Raw genomic sequence first — 17,224 nt, forward strand, 5'->3', positions numbered from 1 at the left:
ATCTCCAACCCGCGTGAACTGCCTTCAGCTCTCGGGACCTGCCGTGTCTGCGATGGTCGCTGTCGTGTCTGCAAGGACGTTGAGTGCTTTGGCCGCATTGGCCTCGTGGTCACCGGCAGTCGCGTCGATCCAAGCGATGCGCGGGTCTCTGCGAAACCAGGTGTCCTGTCGGCGGGCGAACTGCCGAGTCCTGATCGTCGTCTGCTCTTGGGCGGCGTCTCTGTCGAGTTCGCCGACCAGATACTTCTGGATCTGTGCGTATCCGATGGCACGGGACGCGGTCCTGCCTTCGGCCAGACCACAATCGAGGAGATTGCGCACCTCGTCGACCCATCCTTCCTCCCACATGATTCCCACCCGGGTCGCAATTCTTTCGTGCAGCGTCGTACGCTCGACGCTCAGTCCCAGGTGAAGAGTCGGTTCGATTGCCTGGTAGTCGGGCAGTTGAGCGCTGAAAGGGCGTCCGGTCAACTCGATCACTTCGAGGGCACGCACGATGCGTCGGGAGTCATTGGGTGTGATCTTCGCAGCCGCGGCCGGGTCGACCTCCTGCAGATGCCGGTGTTTGCCCCAGCGATCGGCTTCGACCTCCGATTCGATCCGCGCCCGAACCTCGGCGTCGGTGCCGGGAAACTCCATCAGATCGGTCGCTGCACGCGCGTACAGTCCTGACCCACCCACAAGGATGGGACGTTTCCCCCTGGCACGAATGTCGGCGATGGCCTCACGAGACTGTCGTTGAAATGTCTGCACATTCGCTTCTTCACGAACGTCGAGGATGTCGATGAGGTGGTGGGCGATCCCCCGCCGCTGGCCGGCCGGGAGCTTGGCGGTGCCGATGTCCATACCCCGGTAGAACTGCATGGAGTCCGTGTTGACGATCTCCCCGCCGAGGTGTTCGGCCAGGTTGAGCGCGAGATCTGATTTGCCTGTGGCTGTGGCTCCGGCGATCGTGATGATCGGCTGGTCGGCTGTACTCAAGTGTGGCTCATTTCAGTACGTCCCGGTCCCGCACAGCGAACGAACCTCGTGGACGCTCTCGTCGAAGACGGTGGTGAACGAATAGTCGCGAACTCCATGAGCCCGCATGTGTACGGCGGCGGCATCGAGGAGGTCGAGATCGGCGTGGACGTCGGCTGCCCCAGCGATCGCAGCAGAGACCGCGCCGATATCGCCGACGTGGAGTGAGCGAACGATCCTGTCATCGGCCTCCGCAGCCTGGGGCACGGGGGCCAATGGGGCGTTGTCCGAGGCTGCGGCGGACAGGTCCATGGGTACCAGCAGGTCGTCGCTGCTGCCCAGCGGGCCGATTCGAACCCCGGTAGCGTGGGCGTGGAGGAGTGCCACGGCGATGGCAGGATGCGCGGATTCGCAGTCTGCACGGCGGGCAGGGCTGAGTTCGGACACAGCCTGAACCCAGTCCTCGCCTTCGAGCAGCTCATTCGTGCGGGTGTCGATGCCTCGATCGATCCCCGATCCCCCGAGGCCTGCCAAGAGTGGCAGTCCACTGACCGGCAGTGCCCACGACGCCTGGGTCTGCAGACAGGACTCGATCGACGTTCGCAGCGCTACGGCTGTGGCGGCCTCTGCCAGGTCAACGCCGGCCAGGAGGATCGGGGTCGCCGGGATGATCGCAAAGGAGCGCATCTCAGTTGCGGAGGCGAATAGTCGGCATGCCAAGGTTGGTGGATCCAGCGCTCGTCTGGCCCGGCGCCGGGGCTCCGCAGCTGTCCGCCTGGGCGCGGTCATAGGCATCGCCTGCTCGGGACGATCGCACGCCGAAGCCCGAGTCGGCCAAGAGGAAGAAGGGTTTGGCATCTGTCACGGTAGCGGTGACGAAGTCACCGGGACGTGGCATGGACGCTCCTTGCGGGATTCCGACATGGACGAGTCGATTGTCCGCGGATCGGCCGGTCAGTCGTGGTGAGTCGTCATGAGGTCTGGTCGTGACGAGGACTTCGACCTCTCGACCGATCTGTGCTGTGTTCTCCTCCCAGGAGATCTCATCCTGCAGGGCCGTCAGCCGCTCGAAGCGTTCCTGCACGATGTGCTTGGGCACCTGATCGTCCATCGTGGCGGCAGGAGTGCCTGGTCGTATGGAGTACTGGAAGGTGAATGCCTGCGAGAAGCGCGCACGACGGACGATGTCCATGGTGCCCAGGAAGTCCTCTTCGGTCTCTCCGGGAAATCCGACGATGATGTCGGTGGTGATCGCTGCGTGCGGGATCTTCTCGCGCACGGAATCCAGGATGCGCATGAATCTGCTGGTGCGGTAGGACCTGCGCATCGATTTGAGGATCGTGTCGGACCCGGACTGCAGCGGCATGTGGAGCTGCGGCATCACGGTCGGCGTCTCTGCCATGGCATCGATGACATCGTCGGAGAATGATGCAGGATGTGGACTGGTGAAACGCACACGTTCGATGCCCTCCACGTTGCCCACGGCGCGCAGCAGTTTCGCGAATGCGCCTTTGTCCCTGAATTCTGCGCCGTAGGAGTTCACGTTCTGGCCCAGAAGCGTGACTTCGACGACTCCGTCGGCGACGAGCGCTTCGACCTCGGCCAAGATGTCGCCGGGCCTGCGGTCCTTCTCCTTGCCGCGGAGGCTGGGAACGATGCAGAACGTGCAGGAATTGTTGCATCCGACCGAGATCGACACCCACCCTGAATGCTGCGACTCGCGTCGACTGGGCAGGGTCGACGGGAAGACGTCGAGGCTCTCGAGGATCTCGACCTGGGCTTCCTGGTTGTGTCGGGCTCGTTCGAGCAGCGCCGGCAGTGATCCCATGTTGTGGGTGCCGAAGACGACGTCGACCCAGGGGGCCTTCTTGACGATCGTGTCCCGGTCCTTCTGCGCCATGCAGCCGCCGACGGCAATCTGGAAATCGGGGTTGCGTTCCTTGACGTGGGCGAGCTGACCGAGGTTTCCGTAGAGGCGATTGTCCGCGTTTTCACGCACCGCGCAGGTGTTGAAGACAATGACATCGGCTTGGTCATCGGTGTCTGCAGGAACATAGCCCGCGTCATCGAGAAGTCCGGAGAGCCGTTCGGAATCGTGGACATTCATCTGACAGCCGTAGGTCTTCACCTCGTAGCTGCGAGGTGATTTCTCGGTGGAGGCGGGGGCATCAATCAGTTCAGTCATGGCGCAACTATTCTAGCTGTTGTCTGTCATCGGCGTCGTTCAGTCCTCGGCGAGGACTTCGCGTGTCACTTTCAGACAGACTGAGGAGGCAAATCCGCGTCGGGCGAGCATACCCAGGATTCGACGTTCGCGGACTTCGTAGTCCAGTCCTCGTGTCGATGCGGCCTTCTTCTCGGCTACTTGGCGGGCGAGGTCATCTTCCCCGTCCACATCTTCGACGGCGTCGGAGACGATCTCTGCGGTCAATCCCTTTTTGCTCAGTTCTCGTTTGAGAGCCGATCGGGAGAGCTTGCGTCGTTCACGGTGAGCGCGCACGTAGCGGTGAGCAAATTCCTCGTCATCAAGGAGACGGGACTTCTGCAGTTTGGCAATGAGCTCATCGACGGCCTCCGGCTGGAAATCACGTTTGAGCAGTTTGTCGCGCAGTTCGCCGCTGGCATGGTCGCGCATGGCCAACATATTCATGGCCGTCTTCTTCGCCTTCGCGTATGAGGCGTCGAAGTCCTCGGGCTCATCATCGTCAAGTGACAGCGCGTCAGCGAATGAAGGAGCATCCACGGGAGACATGAGACTCGACGACAGCGAATGGCCCGGGCCAGAGCTGGCCTCAGCGAAGTACTCCGACTCCCCCTCGGCATGCCGCTGGTCGATCTCGATAATGGCCTCGCGCAGCTTGTCCAGCTTCGCGGTCGGCGCATCTGATCTCGCCGAGTCTCCCCCGCGGGGTCGCGACTCGGCGAGGTCGCTGTCGCGATCAAGCGGCTCAGGAGACTTCGACGTCATCCGATTTCGAGCTCTCTGCTGCGGTGTCGTCAAGCTGGTCGACCTCTGCCTCGGCCTCGGGCTCGTCAACCTTGATCAGACCCATCTTGTGCTTGATCTTGAGTTCGATCTCCTCGGCCAGGCCTGGGTTGTCGCTGAGGAAGGTTCGCACCTTCTCCTTGCCCTGCCCGAGTTGGTCGCCGTCGTAGGTGAACCAGGATCCGGATTTGCGGATGATGCCGTTGTCGACGCCCATATCGATGAGGCTGCCTTCGCGGGAGATTCCGTGACCGTAGATGATGTCGAACTCGGCCTGCTTGAACGGCGGTGCGATCTTGTTCTTGACGATCTTGGCACGGGTTCTGTTGCCGACCGCTTCCGTGCCCTCTTTCAGGGTCTCGATGCGTCGCACGTCGATGCGCACGGAGGCGTAGAACTTCAGAGCCTTACCACCGGAGGTGGTCTCTGGTGAGCCGAAGAAGACACCGACCTTCTCACGCAGCTGGTTGATGAAGATCGCGGTGGTCTTCGACTGGGACAGTGCGCCCGCGATCTTGCGCAGGGCCTGTGACATCAGTCGTGCCTGGAGGCCCACGTGACTGTCGCCCATCTCGCCTTCGATCTCAGCCTTCGGAACGAGAGCCGCGACGGAGTCGATGACGATGACGTCGAGGGCTCCGGAGCGGATGAGCATGTCTGCGATTTCGAGTGCCTGCTCACCGGTGTCCGGCTGAGACACGAGCAGCTGGTCGGTGTCGACGCCGAGCTTCTTCGCGTATTCAGGGTCGAGTGCGTGCTCAGCATCGATGAAAGCCGCGATTCCGCCGGTCTTCTGCGCATTGGCGACAGCGTGCAGAGCCACTGTGGTCTTACCCGAGGATTCCGGGCCGTAGATCTCGACGACGCGGCCGCGCGGCAGGCCCCCGATGCCCAATGCGACGTCGAGTGCGATGGAACCGGTGGGGATGCAGGCGATCGGTTCGCGAACGCCTTCGCCCAGACGCATGATTGCGCCCTTGCCGTAGTTGCGATCGATCTGTCCCAACGCGGCGTCAAGCGCCTTCGACTTATCTCCGCCGGTCGGGATCTGCAGGTTCTTCGGTGTACGAGCCATGGTCTCTCCTAAAAGTTTCGTTTTCCGTTGAGACCAAGGCTAGAAGGTGGCACTGACATAACAACAGAGGAACGAATTCCCCCGTGGATAATCAGCCACTCATGGTCACAGGTCCCGTGATTCATTACCAGCATAACCGACATGGGAACAAGTGTTCTATATGTCGGCGCGTGTCGCACTATTTCGCACCTGACGACACTCCGCTCCCTGCCCAGCCACACTGCTCAGTCACCCGCGATCTCGCACTGCGAAGAGGCAGGATTCGAATGATGAGGAACAGTTCTGGGGACGACAGTCCCACGGAGGGACAACCCTAGAAGGGACGTGAACGCGGTTTCTCTTTGCCCAGGCGATGTGATTCGGGCACCCCGGAGGCATCACAGACAGCGATCCAGATATCGCGAGGTTCGATGCCTGCTCGGAATGCCTCTTCGGCGGTCCGAGAACCCAGGCTGCTCAGCGCGAGGTCCGTGTGCAGCGATGCAGCACGAGCCTCTCCGAACTCCTCGTTCATGAGGACCCAGTAGAGGGTGTGACGCATTACGGCTTGGCTGCCAGTCGTGGCACCGGGTATCCACCTGGGCGACCGAGGATCTTGTCGGAGAGTTCCTGTGGAATGGTGTCGGGAATCTCGACGCCCTCTTCGAGCGCGAAACGATCGGAGACCGATGACAGCAGAGCCGACAACGGCAGATCGAGTGCTTCACAGATCGCGGAGAGAAGCTCCGAGGAGGCTTCTTTCTGTCCGCGTTCGATCTCACTGAGGTAGCCCAGCGATACGCTGGCTCCCGTGGAGACATCGCGCAGGGTCCGCCCCTGGCGCCGGCGTACGGAGCGCAGTGCGTCACCGATTTCAACTCTCAGTAGCATTGCGCGTCCCTCCCTTTGTCTCCGTGAACAGTCGTGATGGTGTGGTCAACTTTACAGCCCGGTCGATGCCGAGCGCCAACCTGGGTACGTGACCTGATGGTTTTGCCAGTCCATTCGAAGGTGCCGATGTGTATTCGTCCAATTGCCATTACCTGGTCAACTTCGCCGAGGTCGAACTTATTCCGCGGCTGCACCGTCATGATTCTTCGGGCCCGTTCGCGTCGGGGCCGAACGCCAGCTGGGTGACGAAGTCGTCGAGGTCTGCCACCATGGCCGCGACCGTCTGTGCGCGCACAGTGTCTCGATCTCCGACGAAATGATGCTCGCTGACCTGCGCTTTTCCGGCGAAGGCGATGGCCGTGTAGACAAGACCGACCGGTTTGTCGTCCTGCGGCTCGGGTCCGGCGACTCCGGTGCAGGCCACCCCGATGTCGGAGACGCATTCCCTGGCCGCACCGGCCGCCATCTGAGCTGCGACGACTTCGTCGACGGGTCCTGTCTCTTCGAGCTGGTCGGCATCGACGCCGGCAAGCCGCGATTTGAGGTCGGTGGCATAGGCGATGAGTCCACCGCGGACCACGGCGGAGGCTCCGGGAACATCGACGAGCGTGGCGACGAAGCGACCGCCGGTCAGTGATTCAGCTCCAGCGACCGAGAGTCCCACCTGCGCACAGGTGGTGATGAGGTGCTGACTTCGGGAGAAGAGTTCGGTCTCGTTCACAGGTTCACTTCGGACTCGGGTCGGAGGCTCCGGTCTCGGCAGTTCCGTTGCCGCCACGCGATTCCTTGGCAAGTTTCGCGGCCTGGAGGCAGTAGTCGATTCCCGTCACGACTGTGACGACGATCGCGGCGACCATGATCAGCCAGGCCAGGATCAGCAGTGCGAAGGTCGCGCCTTCCGGGATGATCTGCGCCACGGGGCGCAGGAGGAGGAACAGCCCGATGGCGACGGTCTGCAGCACGGTCTTGATCTTGCCGCCTCTGGATGCGGGCATGACGGCGATGCGGATCATGAAGAACCGCAGCACGGTGATGCCGAGTTCCCGGACGAGGATGATGATGGGAACCCACCAAGGGATCTCAGCGATCGCGGCCAAGCCGATGAGTGCCGCAGCCATCAGAGATTTGTCGGCGATCGGGTCGGCGATCTTGCCGAAGTTCGTGATGAGGTTGTACTTGCGTGCGAGATCTCCGTCGATCTTGTCCGTGGCCATCGCCAGCAGGAAGACGACCAATGCCCACCACCGCATGGTCATGTCCTGGCCTCCATCGGCCAGGAGGAGGACGAGGAAGACGGGGACGAGCAGGATCCGCAATACGGTCAGGGCGTTGGGAACATTCCACGGGCTGGGCTCTGCCGGTGCGTGTCCCGGGGCGCCGTTCTCTGATCGATCATTCACGTATCAAGCCTATCGGAGTGACATGTGAATGGCGTGGAGCCGGCCACTCGTTTCAGAGGCCGGCTCCACGCCGAATTCAGATCTTCAGTTGTGCTGTGTCGCTGAAATCAGCGGCCTGTGAGCGACCAAGCGTCCTCACCGCTGGTCTCGACGACTTCCAGCCCTGTCTCGGGGTCGACGTCGCCGACATGCAGGTCTTCGGCATGCCCGACTCCCGTCGCATAACGATCCTCGGCACGGGAGCCTGAAGACCTCGCCGAGGTGTCTGCCCCCGAGCCTCCGAAGTCATCGAACTCCTCATCGTAGTCTGCCGCCGCCGACTGCCCGCCTGCATCATGCGCTCGGCTGGCGCCGTAGCCGTCATCATCCGCACCGCCGCCAGCCTCCGGGTTCGTGTCCTCGTCCGGCGGGGTCTCGCCCTTGATGATCGCCAGCGTTCCCGGCAGATCCTCGGGCCGCACGAGCACGTCGCGAGCCTTCGACCCTTCGGAGGGTCCGACGATGCCTCGTGATTCCATCAGGTCCATGAGACGCCCGGCCTTGGCGAAGCCGACGCGCAGCTTGCGCTGCAGCATCGAGGTCGAGCCGAACTGCGTGGTCACAACCTGCTCGGCCGCCTGGAGCAGGAGTTCGAGATCGTCGCCGATCTCCTCGTCGATCTGCTTCGTCGGCTTCTCCACCGCAACATCTTCACGGTAGTTCGGCTTGAGTTCGCCCTTGACGTGTTCGACGACCTTCTCGATCTCCGACTCGTTGACCCAGGCACCCTGGACACGCATCGGCTTGGCAGCCCCCATGGGCAGGAACAGTGCGTCACCCTGTCCGATGAGCTTCTCCGCGCCCGGCTGGTCGAGCACGACTCGGGAGTCAGCCAGGGATGAGGTGGCGAACGCCAGGCGTGAGGGCACGTTGGCCTTGATCAGTCCGGTGACGACGTCGACGCTGGGGCGCTGAGTGGCCAGGACCAGGTGGATACCGGCCGCACGCGCCAGCTGGGTGATGCGCTGGATCGAAGCTTCGACGTCGCGTGGGGCAACCATCATCAGGTCGGCGAGCTCGTCGACCACGACCAGCAGGTAGGGGTAGGGCTGGAGCACCCGTTCCGATCCTGCAGGAACTTCGACGCGGCCCTCCCGGACGGCCTTGTTGAACTCGTTGATGTGTTTGAACCCGAAGTTCGCGAGGTCGTCGTAGCGAGCGTCCATTTCGCGCACTACCCATTCGAGCGCCTCGGCGGCCTTCTTGGGGTTGGTGATGATCGGGGTGATGAGGTGCGGGATGCCTTCGTAGATCGTCAGCTCCACGCGCTTGGGGTCGACGAGGATCATACGCACCTCGTCAGGGGTTGCGCGCATCATGATCGAGGTGATCATGGAGTTCACGAAGCTCGACTTACCGGCACCGGTCGCACCGGCGACCAGCAGGTGAGGCATCTTCGCCAGGTCGGCGACGACGAATCCGCCTTCGACATCCTTACCCACGCCCATGACCAGGGAGTTCTCAGTCTTGCGGGCGGCCTTCGAACGCAGCACGTCGCCGAGGGAGACGTTCTCGCGGTCGGAGTTCGGGATCTCGATGCCGATGGCCTTCTTGCCGGGAATCGGCGAGAGGATGCGGACATCGGCACTGGCCACTGCGTAGGCGATGTTCTTCGACAGCGCCGTGACCTTCTCGACCTTGGTGCCCGATCCCAGCTCCACCTCGTACCGGGTGACCGTGGGGCCACGTGAGAAGCCGGTGACCTGTGCGTCGATCTTGAACTGCTCGAGCACGTCGCGCAGTGCTTCTACGACACGGTCGTTGGCCTCGGATCGCTCCTTTGCGGGCGGGCCGGGGGTGAGGTTGTCCGAGCTCGGAAGCGTGTAGGTGACGTCCCCGGCCAGAGTGAGCTGCTCGACGCGTTCGGGCAGCTGTTCGGTGGGTGGCGGCGCCGGATTGTTCGTCACCGGCACCGGCGCCGAGGCGTCACCTGGTGCGGCCTTGTTCGTGACCGTGGCGGCATCATCGTCCATGCCGATGGTCTTCTTCAGCGCAGCTGTTTCCCGCTCGGCCTTCGTCGGTCGACGTTCACCCGGCTTGAATTGCGGCCGTTCGATGACGGTGGTGTCGGCTTCTTCATCGCTGACATCGTTTTCATGGATATAGGCCTTGTCGTAGGCCTTGGTCGTCGTGTCATCGTCGGGATGTTCACCCTCGGGCAGGTCGGTCTTCTTTTTCTTGGTCCGACGTTTGGTGCCCATGACGGGCTTGAGGGTGGAGGTGCGCGCGTTCTCAGCGACGAGGTCGGTCGAGTCCTGTCCGTCCTGCTTCTCAGAACTGGGGCGCGCTCCCCCGGTCAGACGCAGGTAGAGATCCATCAGGCGCGTGGGGATCGAACGCACGGGTGTCGCGGTGATGACCAGCAGGGAGAAGAGTCCGAGCAGCACAAGCAGCGGCACGGCCACGAAGACGGTGGTCGCGATGACGAGTGGCGATGAGATGACGAATCCGAGTGCGCCGCCGCCGTTGGCCATAGCATCATTGGAGTTGGTGAAGGTGGGGTTGCCCGCGGAGATGTGGGCCAGTCCGGATGCGGAGAGCAGCAGGAGGATGATTCCGATGAGGATCCTGTTGTTTCCCCGGTTATCGTCTCCGCGCAGGAACAGTCGAATCGCGTAGCAGGTGAAGATCACCGGCAGTGCGAGTGCCACCCTGCCGAAGGTGCCTTCGACGACGTTGCGGACGACGTCACTGATGGCGCCGGGGATGTTCCACCATTCGAATGCTGCGATGATGATCGAGAGACCGATGAGGAAGAAGGCAGTGCCGTCTCTCTTGGTCGGTGACTGATCACTCGGTTCGTCACTGAGGATCTTTCGCGCACGGTTTCCGGCCATGTGGGCCACTCCCCTCCACGCACCGGTGACAACGTTTGTCCCGGGGTCTTCCTTGGTCCCCGCTTGCCCGGTCCGACCAGCAGTTTTGCGCGCTGTGCCTTTTCCTTTACCAGAAGCGGGGGAAGTCGTTCTGGTCGCCATGCTTCTCATCTTAGGGCGATTATGCGCTCCTGCCCAGTAAATCCGCAGGGTTCGGCGCGCCGAGGCCGGCTCGATACACCGTTGGATCGAGAGTCGTTCAACCCATAGCAGGATGCGTCTTCACAGCATTCAGGCCACAAAGACGCACCCGTGCCGTGGACGGTCCGGCGCATCCCGGACCTCGTTGATCCGGTGACTGGTCTTCATATCAGGAGTCGTCTGAGTTCTCAGCAGCAAGCCGATCGATGTCACGCCCGGATGTTTCACTGGGGTGCATGGCGATGAAGAGGGCCCACTGCTGTGCATCCTCGGTTTTGCGTCGAGATTTGAAATCCTCAAGCAGCTCCCGAATGCGGTCCCTGAACTCTGCTATTTCGTCCTCGGTCAGCATCGCGGCCATGCGCGCCATCGTGCGGTCTTCATAAGGCGCAGAATCGAATTCGGCCACAAAGGCATCGATCATCGGGTGCGTCATGTCACCGGTGTTGACGTACCAGCTCTTACCGGTGGCGCGATATGGGATTTCGCGTGATCCGCGCTTGCCCCGACGCTCCTCCTGAGCCTCAAGAAAGCCTGTCCCCACAAGCATTCTCACATGGTGCAGAGCTGTGGCCGGATTGAGGTCGAGCTCGGTCGCGATCTCTCGATTGCTCAGCGGCTCATCCAAGCACAGCCGAAGAATGCGCAGGCGCACGCCGGATGCCAGCGCCTTTGCCTCGGCGTCGGTCGCGTCTCGGCGCTCGAATTCGGGCATCGAATATTCGATCGACTGCTCGTTGCCAGTCCTGTTCGACGCCTCGTCTTTCATGGCTTCAACGGTACCAGCGGTGGGCTCAGACCAATCAGGCAAACTGAAGTGATTGACTTATCCCAATCGGTGCGCTTTGATAAGTGATTGAGAGACGCCAATCGGTGCGCTTTGATAAGTGATTGAGAGACGCCAATCGCTCGCCTAGGAGCCGCACAGTGCCGACCGACGACGTGCCCGACCGACTGCCGACAAACTCCGAAGGTCAGCCACACGACGCGGCCCGGCCCACACCCCCACCGCGGAGCACGCTGTTTCGACACCACGACTTCCGACAGCTGTGGATGGGCGATACCGTCTCAGTGTTCGGCGTCGAGTTCGTCACCTTCGCCATGCCGCTCATCGCCGTACAGCTCCTGCATGCGGATGCCTTCCAGATGGGGGTGCTCTCAACCTTGGAGTCCCTCGCCTTTCTTCTCATCAGTCTGCCGGCTGGTGCATGGGTCGACCGCTTGCGCAAAAAACACGTGATCGTCGCCGGCGACGTCCTCAGAGCACTCGTCCTTCTCACCATTCCCGTCGCCTGGGTCGTTGATGCCCTGTCCTTCGTTCATCTCTGCATCGTCGCCACCGTGATCGGAATCGTCACTGTCTTCTTCGACGTGGCCAACCAGTCCTATCTGCCCTCGATCGTCTCGAGCGACCAGATTGCCGACGGCAATGGAAAGCTGCAGGCCACCCAGCAGACGGCCCTGGTCGCAGGCCCATCGCTGGCTTCTGGACTCGTCAGTCTCATCGGGGGTCCGCTGACGGTCGGAGCCACAAGTGTGTGCATGGCGCTGTCGAGCCTGTTCATCAGCCGGATCCACCACCGCGAGCACCGGCCGGAGGAACGGGAACGCTCCAGCCTCCTCGCAGAAATCCGCGAGGGCCTTTCCCTGGTCCTCGGACACACACTGCTGCGCCGTATCGTCGCCTGCACGGGACTGTCCAACTTCGCGTCCTCGGCGATCTTCGCTCTCATCGTCCTCTATGCCCTGCGCACACTGGGTCTCAGCCAGTTCCAGCTCGGGATCGTCATGTCGGTCGGTGCGGCCGGCGGCATTCTCGGAGCCATCAGCACATCGTGGGTGCAGCGAATCGTCGGCGAGGGCCGTTCGATCGCCGTCTCCGCGGCACTGAGCGGGGTGTGTTTTCTGACAGTGCCCGCCGCTGATCTGCTTCCCTCGATGCCGACTCTGTTCATCGGCTGGTTCTTCATCTCGTGGGCCGTCGTCGTCTACAACGTTACCCAGGTCAGCTTCCGCCAACGGCTGTGTCCGAAACCCCTTCTCGGACGCATGAACGCCTCGATTCGGTTTCTCGTGTGGGGCCCGATGCCAGTCGGGGCCTTCCTCGGCGGAGCGATCGGACATGCGATCGGGATCGTTCCGACCCTGTGGATCTTCGCCGCTGCAGCCGTGTTCTCCTCGCTGCCCGTCCTCATCTCCCCTCTCATCTCGATGCGCGTCCTTCCGGACTCACTCAATCTGCTCGATGACGATGGGGATGATGATCAGTCGAGCTGATCCCTCAGCCCACTCCGTAGAGGTGCTCCGGCCTGCCTGTGCTTCCGTATTGGAGTGAGACGGTGACTGCCCGGGACTCGGCCAGTTTGGCTAGGTGGCGCTGGGCAGTCGCGCGGGAGGTGCCCACGACATCAGAGACCTCCATCGCCGTCAGCGAACGATCCGCGCCTTCGAGCGCCTCGAGGATCCGACCGCTGGTCGACGAGCCCGAGCCTTTGGCCGGTGCACTCCCCGGCGAGGAGACGTCATGCAGACTGCGCAGCTGACGTTCGAGCTCCGGCTGGCTGACCTTCTCGCGGTCCCAATAGCGCCTGAAGCGGGCATAGCGCCTGAGGAAATCCTGCAGCTCCTCGGCAGCGAAGGGTTTGATGATATAGGTCATCGCTCCTGCCCGCAGAGCCGAGCGCACCACGTCGGGATCAGCCACAGCCGAGAGCACGATGGCATCGACATCGGTCTCACGGATCAGTTCGACACCGTTGCCTTCGGGCAGAACGTAGTCGGCCAACAGCAGGTCCACATTCTCCTCGGCGATGATCGTGCGCGCGGTACGCAGATCTCTGACCGGTTCCAGGGCGTGGAATCCGGCAACCTCGTTGACGTACCGGCAGTGGATCTGCCCCACATAGAAGTCGTCGTCGAGTACCAGAACGTTGACCATCATCTCTCCTTGTCGTCCGCGGATGTCACGTCTGCGGGAATATCGTCTTCGTGGTTGCCGCCTGTGGAGATGTCGTCGTCCGCATCCTCGCTGAGCACATCGGGCAGGCCCATGGCGAAGCCGGCACCGCCGAGGTCTGGATCGTGGCCGCTGAGCAGCCACACTCTGCCGTTGTGTCTCCGGGCGGTCCTTCGGCACAGCGCCAGACCGATGCCGTGGCCATGTTCCGGGTCGAGACCGTCGGCGCTGCTGATCCCCTCGTCGAAGATGGACTCCGCATCAGCGTCATCGACTCCCCCACCGGAGTCGGTGACGACGGCATGCAGCTCCGGACCGGAGCCGAGCAGCGTCACCTCGACTCTGCCGAACACCTCGTCGGTTCGAGAAGCACCCTCAGCATCGCTGCCGCTTGCATTCGTTACCACAGCGCGCACCGCATTGTCGATGAGATTGCCGAGGATGAGTGTGACGTCCTCGGGCTCCTTCACCCGACCCAGCACCAAGGAATCCGGGGTGACTGCAAGGGTCACACCCGCCTCGGCGGCGGTGGTTCCCTTCGCCTCGAGCAGCGCACGAAGATACGGGTCTGTGATCACCTCGATGCCTTCGACGGGGGTCGCGATCGGTCCGGTCCGCAGGATCGTGGCGAGGTAGTTCCGTGCCTCATCGGTGGCCCCTGTGTCGACGAGGCCGAGGACGGTGTGCAGCCGGTTGGCGAACTCGTGGCGCTGAGTGCGCAGGGCCCGAGCCATCGACGTCACCGATTCGAGCTGACGGGCCATCGTCAGCACCTGGGTCTCATCGCGCAGGGTGACGACCCCGCCCACGGAGACCCCATCACGGCTCACCCGCACAGCCGTGGCCAACAGGATCCGATCGCCGACGGTGACTCTCCGACGCAGGGCACCGTGATCGGGTGCCTCGAGCATCATGCTCCTGATCACCTCAGGTACGTCCGCCTGCGAGGCGTTCGCGGCCCCGCCCGTGACCGAGGCCGTGGTGTCCTCGCCTGTGTCGACGCCGTCCTCGTCGGCATCGACATGGGCTATCCCGAGCAGCTCTTCGGCCGTCGCATTGCTCAGAGTCGGCTCCCCGGATGAGCTGAAGGCCAGAACACCGTCGTCGAGGCCGCGCAGAACTGCACCCTGATCACGTGCCATCTCCGCGAGTTCCTCGGGACCCACGCCCAGAGTCTCGCGGCGCAGCCTGCGCCCCAGAGCAAGCGAGGCGATCACGCCGATGGCCAGGGCGAGGACGGTGACAGAGCCGAGCACGAGGAATTCTCGTCGCAGGTCGGCATCAAGCACCGAGGCGTGGATGCCGACTGAGACCTGTCCGACGACAGTCTCATCATCGGAGGAGGAATAGATCGGCACCTTCGCCCGCACGGTCTCGCCGAGGGTTCCGCGCTCATGGCTGATGTTCTCCCGCCCGGCCAGTGCATCATCCGGGGAAGTCGACACATGCTTGCCGATATTGTCCCGGTCCGGGTGGGTCAGTCGGATTCCACGATCGTCGGTGATGACCGCGAAGACGATGCCCGAAGAGTCCCTCAGGTCGTCGGTGATCGTGATCAGCGCCGAAGTGATCGCGTCATCAGGCTCCTGTGCATGTTCGGCCGAAGCCCGAGTCGCGCCCCTCCTCACCTCTGGATCGATCGCCAGCGTCCGCGCCGTCGCCAGGGCCTTGGTCTCGGTGACCTCGGTGACCGAGCGCGCACCCATCCAGGCGAAGACTCCGGTCACCAGCGCCAGCGTCACCACAATGACCGCGAGCTGGCTGAGCAGCACACGGCGTGAGAAGGATCGGGTGGGACGTCGCACCGACCCACACTAACCACGCATGAGCGAAATGCGCAAAAGGTGCCGAAAAGGCAGAACGTGTTCAGTGCACACAAACGCGCGCCGCAGCAGAACGCGATCTAAGGTGTATCGGGCATCACATCCGCCTTCATAGGAGAAGCACGTGCTCGTAGTTCTCGGTTTCGCAATGATCATCGTCTTCATGACGCTGATCATGACGAAGCGACTCTCACCGATCCTGGCGCTGATCATCGTCCCGACCGTGTTCGGACTGTTCACCGGCGCAGGGCTGGGAATCGGCGAAATGGTCATGGACGCCATCGCGGACATGTCGTCGACGGCAGCGCTGCTGCTCTTCGCCATCATCTACTTCGGCATCATGATCGACGTCGGACTCTTCGACAAGCTCGTCGAGTTCATCCTCAGGGTCGCAGGCAACGATCCCGTCAAAGTCGTCATGGGCACCGCCCTGCTGACCGGAGCGGTCTCCCTCGACGGCGACGGATCGACGACGTTCATCGTCGTCACCGCCGCAATGCTGCCGATCTACCAGCGCCTTGAGATGTCGCCCGTGGTGCTGACCTGCGTCGCGGGACTGATCAACGGCACTCTCAACATCGTCCCCTGGGGCGGTCCGACGGCACGCGCCTCCTCTGCCCTGCAGATCGATGCCAACGAGATCTTCGCACCGATGGTCCCGGCTCTCGCTGCGGGCCTGCTGGTGTGCTTCGTCTTCGCCTACTTCCTCGGCATCTCCGAACGACGCCGTCTTGCCAAGAACGGTGTGGCCTGGGTCGATGAGTCCAGTTCGGGATCGAAGCGCTCCGACCTCGTCGGTGCCGTGGCCCGCTCGAGCACGGGTTCAGCTTCTGGTCCCAGCACCGGGTCCTCGGCGGGATCCGATCACGGCGCGCCAGCCTGGGCGGGATCATCGCTCGCGGAGACCGCGGGTGCCCATGACGGCTCAGAAGCCGGTTCCGGTTCCGGTTCCGCTCTGACCGACACCGCGCTCGACCCCAACCGAGCAACGCTGCGTCCCAAGCTCTTCTGGTTCAACCTGACACTGACCGTGGCCGTGATGGTCATGCTCATCGCCGACCTGCTGCCCCTGCCCTACCTGTTCATGATCGCCATGGTCATCGCCCTCATGGTCAACTTCCCGAATATCAAGGCGCAGCAGGAAGAGCTGGCTTCGCACGCCTCGGCGATCATCGCCGTGGTCGCCATGGTCATGGCCGCCGGCGTTCTCACCGGCATCATGAGCGGCACCGGCATGGTCGACGCCATGGCCGAGTGGCTCGTCGATGTCATTCCGACATCCATGGGCCCCTACATGGCCGTCATCACCGGGCTGCTCTCGATCCCGATGACGTTCTTCATGAGCAATGACGCCTTCTACTTCGGCATCCTTCCCGTGTTGGCCGAAACCGCCAGTCACTTCGGCATCTCCGCGGCTGATATGGCCCGAGCCTCCATCACGGGCCAGCCGGTGCACATGCAGTCACCGCTGGTGCCCGCGATCCTGCTCCTCGTCTCACTCTCGGGAGTCGAACTCGGAGACCACCACAAGAAAGTCCTGTGGCGTGCCCTCATCGTGTCCCTGGTGATGCTGACCGTCGGCGTCCTCATCGGCGTCATCGCCATCGGATAGGACCACGACCGACATGACTGATTTCTACTCAGCCCCTCGTCACCGCTTCCCGGCTCCCTCGCTGCGGGTAGCGGCCTCGGCCGGCATCGACGATGCCCAGGCCACGGTCATCCTGGCCTACCGGTCGGATTCCTCCACGGCACTCCTCGAGCAGGCGATCGCCGGCGCCCGGCGAGAGAACGCGGCTGTGCGCGCTGTCCACTTCGAATCGGATACGACGACCGCTCCGTCGACCGGTGCCCTGTCTCAGACGAAGGAGCTGGCCGATCGGCTCGCCGAGGCGGACCTCGAGTTCGAGATCCAACGCGCCGATTCCGATGTGGCCTCCCAAATCATCGACCTCGCCGAGGCATGGCAGGCGAAGCTCATCGTGTTGCCCTCCAAGCGCCGCTCCCCCGTGGTCAAGCTGCTTCTGGGCTCAAGCACGCAGAGGGTGATCCTCGAGGCAGAGTGCCCGGTGCTCATCGTCAAGTAGCGCGGCACCTA

Annotated in this window: 16 protein-coding genes; 3 read left to right on the forward strand and 13 right to left on the reverse strand. The window is 62.8% G+C overall.

The features are described 5' to 3' along the window. Window positions 1–24: 24 nt before the first annotated feature. The 11 genes from miaA to JTF07_RS00505 form a co-directional block, all read right to left on the reverse strand. On the reverse strand, window positions 25–981 hold the full coding sequence (miaA, locus tag JTF07_RS00455; protein WP_204232410.1) for a tRNA (adenosine(37)-N6)-dimethylallyltransferase MiaA: 957 nt from the start codon (window positions 979–981) through the stop codon (window positions 25–27). 12 nt (window positions 982–993) lie between these two features. Beyond that, window positions 994–1,647, reverse strand: a complete 654-nt coding sequence (locus tag JTF07_RS00460; protein WP_204232411.1) for a hypothetical protein — start codon at window positions 1,645–1,647, stop codon at window positions 994–996. Between the two features lies 1 nt (window position 1,648). After that, entirely contained in the window at window positions 1,649–3,145 is a 1,497-nt protein-coding gene (gene miaB, locus JTF07_RS00465) for a tRNA (N6-isopentenyl adenosine(37)-C2)-methylthiotransferase MiaB (RefSeq protein ID WP_204232412.1), read from the reverse strand. A 39-nt stretch (window positions 3,146–3,184) separates the two neighbouring features. Further along, complete coding sequence (locus JTF07_RS00470) at window positions 3,185–3,928, reverse strand: regulatory protein RecX (RefSeq protein ID WP_204232413.1); 744 nt, start codon at window positions 3,926–3,928, stop codon at window positions 3,185–3,187. Continuing rightward, complete coding sequence (gene recA / locus JTF07_RS00475) at window positions 3,909–5,021, reverse strand: recombinase RecA (protein WP_204232414.1); 1,113 nt, start codon at window positions 5,019–5,021, stop codon at window positions 3,909–3,911. The genes JTF07_RS00470 and recA overlap by 20 nt, the downstream gene beginning before the upstream one ends. A 313-nt stretch (window positions 5,022–5,334) precedes the next feature. Beyond that, a complete protein-coding gene (locus JTF07_RS00480; RefSeq protein ID WP_101619758.1) occupies window positions 5,335–5,562 on the reverse strand; it encodes a DUF3046 domain-containing protein in 228 nt (75 codons plus the stop codon). Beyond that, window positions 5,562–5,891, reverse strand: a complete 330-nt coding sequence (locus JTF07_RS00485) for a helix-turn-helix domain-containing protein (RefSeq protein ID WP_143922548.1) — start codon at window positions 5,889–5,891, stop codon at window positions 5,562–5,564. Before JTF07_RS00485 ends, JTF07_RS00480 begins: the two co-directional genes overlap by 1 nt. A 196-nt stretch (window positions 5,892–6,087) precedes the next feature. Continuing rightward, window positions 6,088–6,612 carry a CinA family protein gene (locus tag JTF07_RS00490; protein WP_204232415.1) on the reverse strand — a complete coding sequence of 175 codons (525 nt, stop codon included), beginning with the start codon at window positions 6,610–6,612 and terminating at the stop codon, window positions 6,088–6,090. A 4-nt stretch (window positions 6,613–6,616) separates the two neighbouring features. Then, window positions 6,617–7,291, reverse strand: a complete 675-nt coding sequence (pgsA, locus tag JTF07_RS00495) for a CDP-diacylglycerol--glycerol-3-phosphate 3-phosphatidyltransferase (protein WP_204232416.1) — start codon at window positions 7,289–7,291, stop codon at window positions 6,617–6,619. 107 nt (window positions 7,292–7,398) lie between these two features. Next, complete coding sequence (locus tag JTF07_RS00500) at window positions 7,399–10,167, reverse strand: DNA translocase FtsK (protein WP_204232417.1); 2,769 nt, start codon at window positions 10,165–10,167, stop codon at window positions 7,399–7,401. Window positions 10,168–10,516: 349 nt separating this feature from the next. After that, window positions 10,517–11,116, reverse strand: coding sequence for an ArsR/SmtB family transcription factor (locus tag JTF07_RS00505; protein WP_502710948.1), 600 nt, complete (start codon window positions 11,114–11,116; stop codon window positions 10,517–10,519). A 158-nt stretch (window positions 11,117–11,274) separates the two neighbouring features. Here JTF07_RS00505 and JTF07_RS00510 point away from each other — a divergent pair, with 158 nt between their 5' ends. Further along, window positions 11,275–12,624: an MFS transporter gene (locus JTF07_RS00510; protein WP_353843834.1), complete on the forward strand. Its 1,350-nt coding sequence runs from the start codon at window positions 11,275–11,277 to the stop codon at window positions 12,622–12,624. A gap of 4 nt (window positions 12,625–12,628) precedes the next feature. Here the strand turns inward: JTF07_RS00510 and JTF07_RS00515 are convergent, their stop codons facing one another. After that, on the reverse strand, window positions 12,629–13,285 hold the full coding sequence (locus JTF07_RS00515) for a response regulator (RefSeq protein WP_204232418.1): 657 nt from the start codon (window positions 13,283–13,285) through the stop codon (window positions 12,629–12,631). Next, the gene (locus tag JTF07_RS00520) at window positions 13,285–15,108 is read right to left on the reverse strand and encodes a sensor histidine kinase (RefSeq protein ID WP_204232419.1); all 1,824 of its coding nucleotides are present in this window, start codon (window positions 15,106–15,108) and stop codon (window positions 13,285–13,287) included. The genes JTF07_RS00515 and JTF07_RS00520 overlap by 1 nt, the downstream gene beginning before the upstream one ends. Window positions 15,109–15,250: 142 nt before the next feature. Between JTF07_RS00520 and JTF07_RS00525 the strand changes: the two genes are divergently transcribed. Then, window positions 15,251–16,738 (forward strand): CitMHS family transporter, encoded by a 1,488-nt coding sequence (locus tag JTF07_RS00525; protein ID WP_204232420.1) that lies wholly within the window; start codon window positions 15,251–15,253, stop codon window positions 16,736–16,738. A 13-nt stretch (window positions 16,739–16,751) separates the two neighbouring features. Further along, window positions 16,752–17,213, forward strand: coding sequence for a universal stress protein (locus JTF07_RS00530; protein ID WP_204232421.1), 462 nt, complete (start codon window positions 16,752–16,754; stop codon window positions 17,211–17,213). The last annotated feature ends 11 nt before the right edge of the window (window positions 17,214–17,224 follow it).

This window comes from Brevibacterium sp. RIT 803, assembly GCF_016892625.1.
Taxonomy (GTDB): domain Bacteria; phylum Actinomycetota; class Actinomycetes; order Actinomycetales; family Brevibacteriaceae; genus Brevibacterium.

Coding starts and splice junctions, on each gene's coding strand:
- JTF07_RS00500 (WP_204232417.1), bottom strand. CDS start 10,167: ATGGCCGGAAACCGTGCGCGAAAGATCCTCAGTGACGAACCGAGTGAT.
- JTF07_RS00515 (WP_204232418.1), bottom strand. CDS start 13,285: ATGGTCAACGTTCTGGTACTCGACGACGACTTCTATGTGGGGCAGATC.
- JTF07_RS00460 (WP_204232411.1), bottom strand. CDS start 1,647: ATGCGCTCCTTTGCGATCATCCCGGCGACCCCGATCCTCCTGGCCGGC.
- miaB (WP_204232412.1), bottom strand. CDS start 3,145: ATGACTGAACTGATTGATGCCCCCGCCTCCACCGAGAAATCACCTCGC.
- JTF07_RS00480 (WP_101619758.1), bottom strand. CDS start 5,562: ATGCGTCACACCCTCTACTGGGTCCTCATGAACGAGGAGTTCGGAGAG.
- JTF07_RS00505 (WP_502710948.1), bottom strand. CDS start 11,116: ATGAAAGACGAGGCGTCGAACAGGACTGGCAACGAGCAGTCGATCGAA.
- recA (WP_204232414.1), bottom strand. CDS start 5,021: ATGGCTCGTACACCGAAGAACCTGCAGATCCCGACCGGCGGAGATAAG.
- JTF07_RS00530 (WP_204232421.1), top strand. CDS start 16,752: ATGACTGATTTCTACTCAGCCCCTCGTCACCGCTTCCCGGCTCCCTCG.
- JTF07_RS00485 (WP_143922548.1), bottom strand. CDS start 5,891: ATGCTACTGAGAGTTGAAATCGGTGACGCACTGCGCTCCGTACGCCGG.
- JTF07_RS00470 (WP_204232413.1), bottom strand. CDS start 3,928: ATGACGTCGAAGTCTCCTGAGCCGCTTGATCGCGACAGCGACCTCGCC.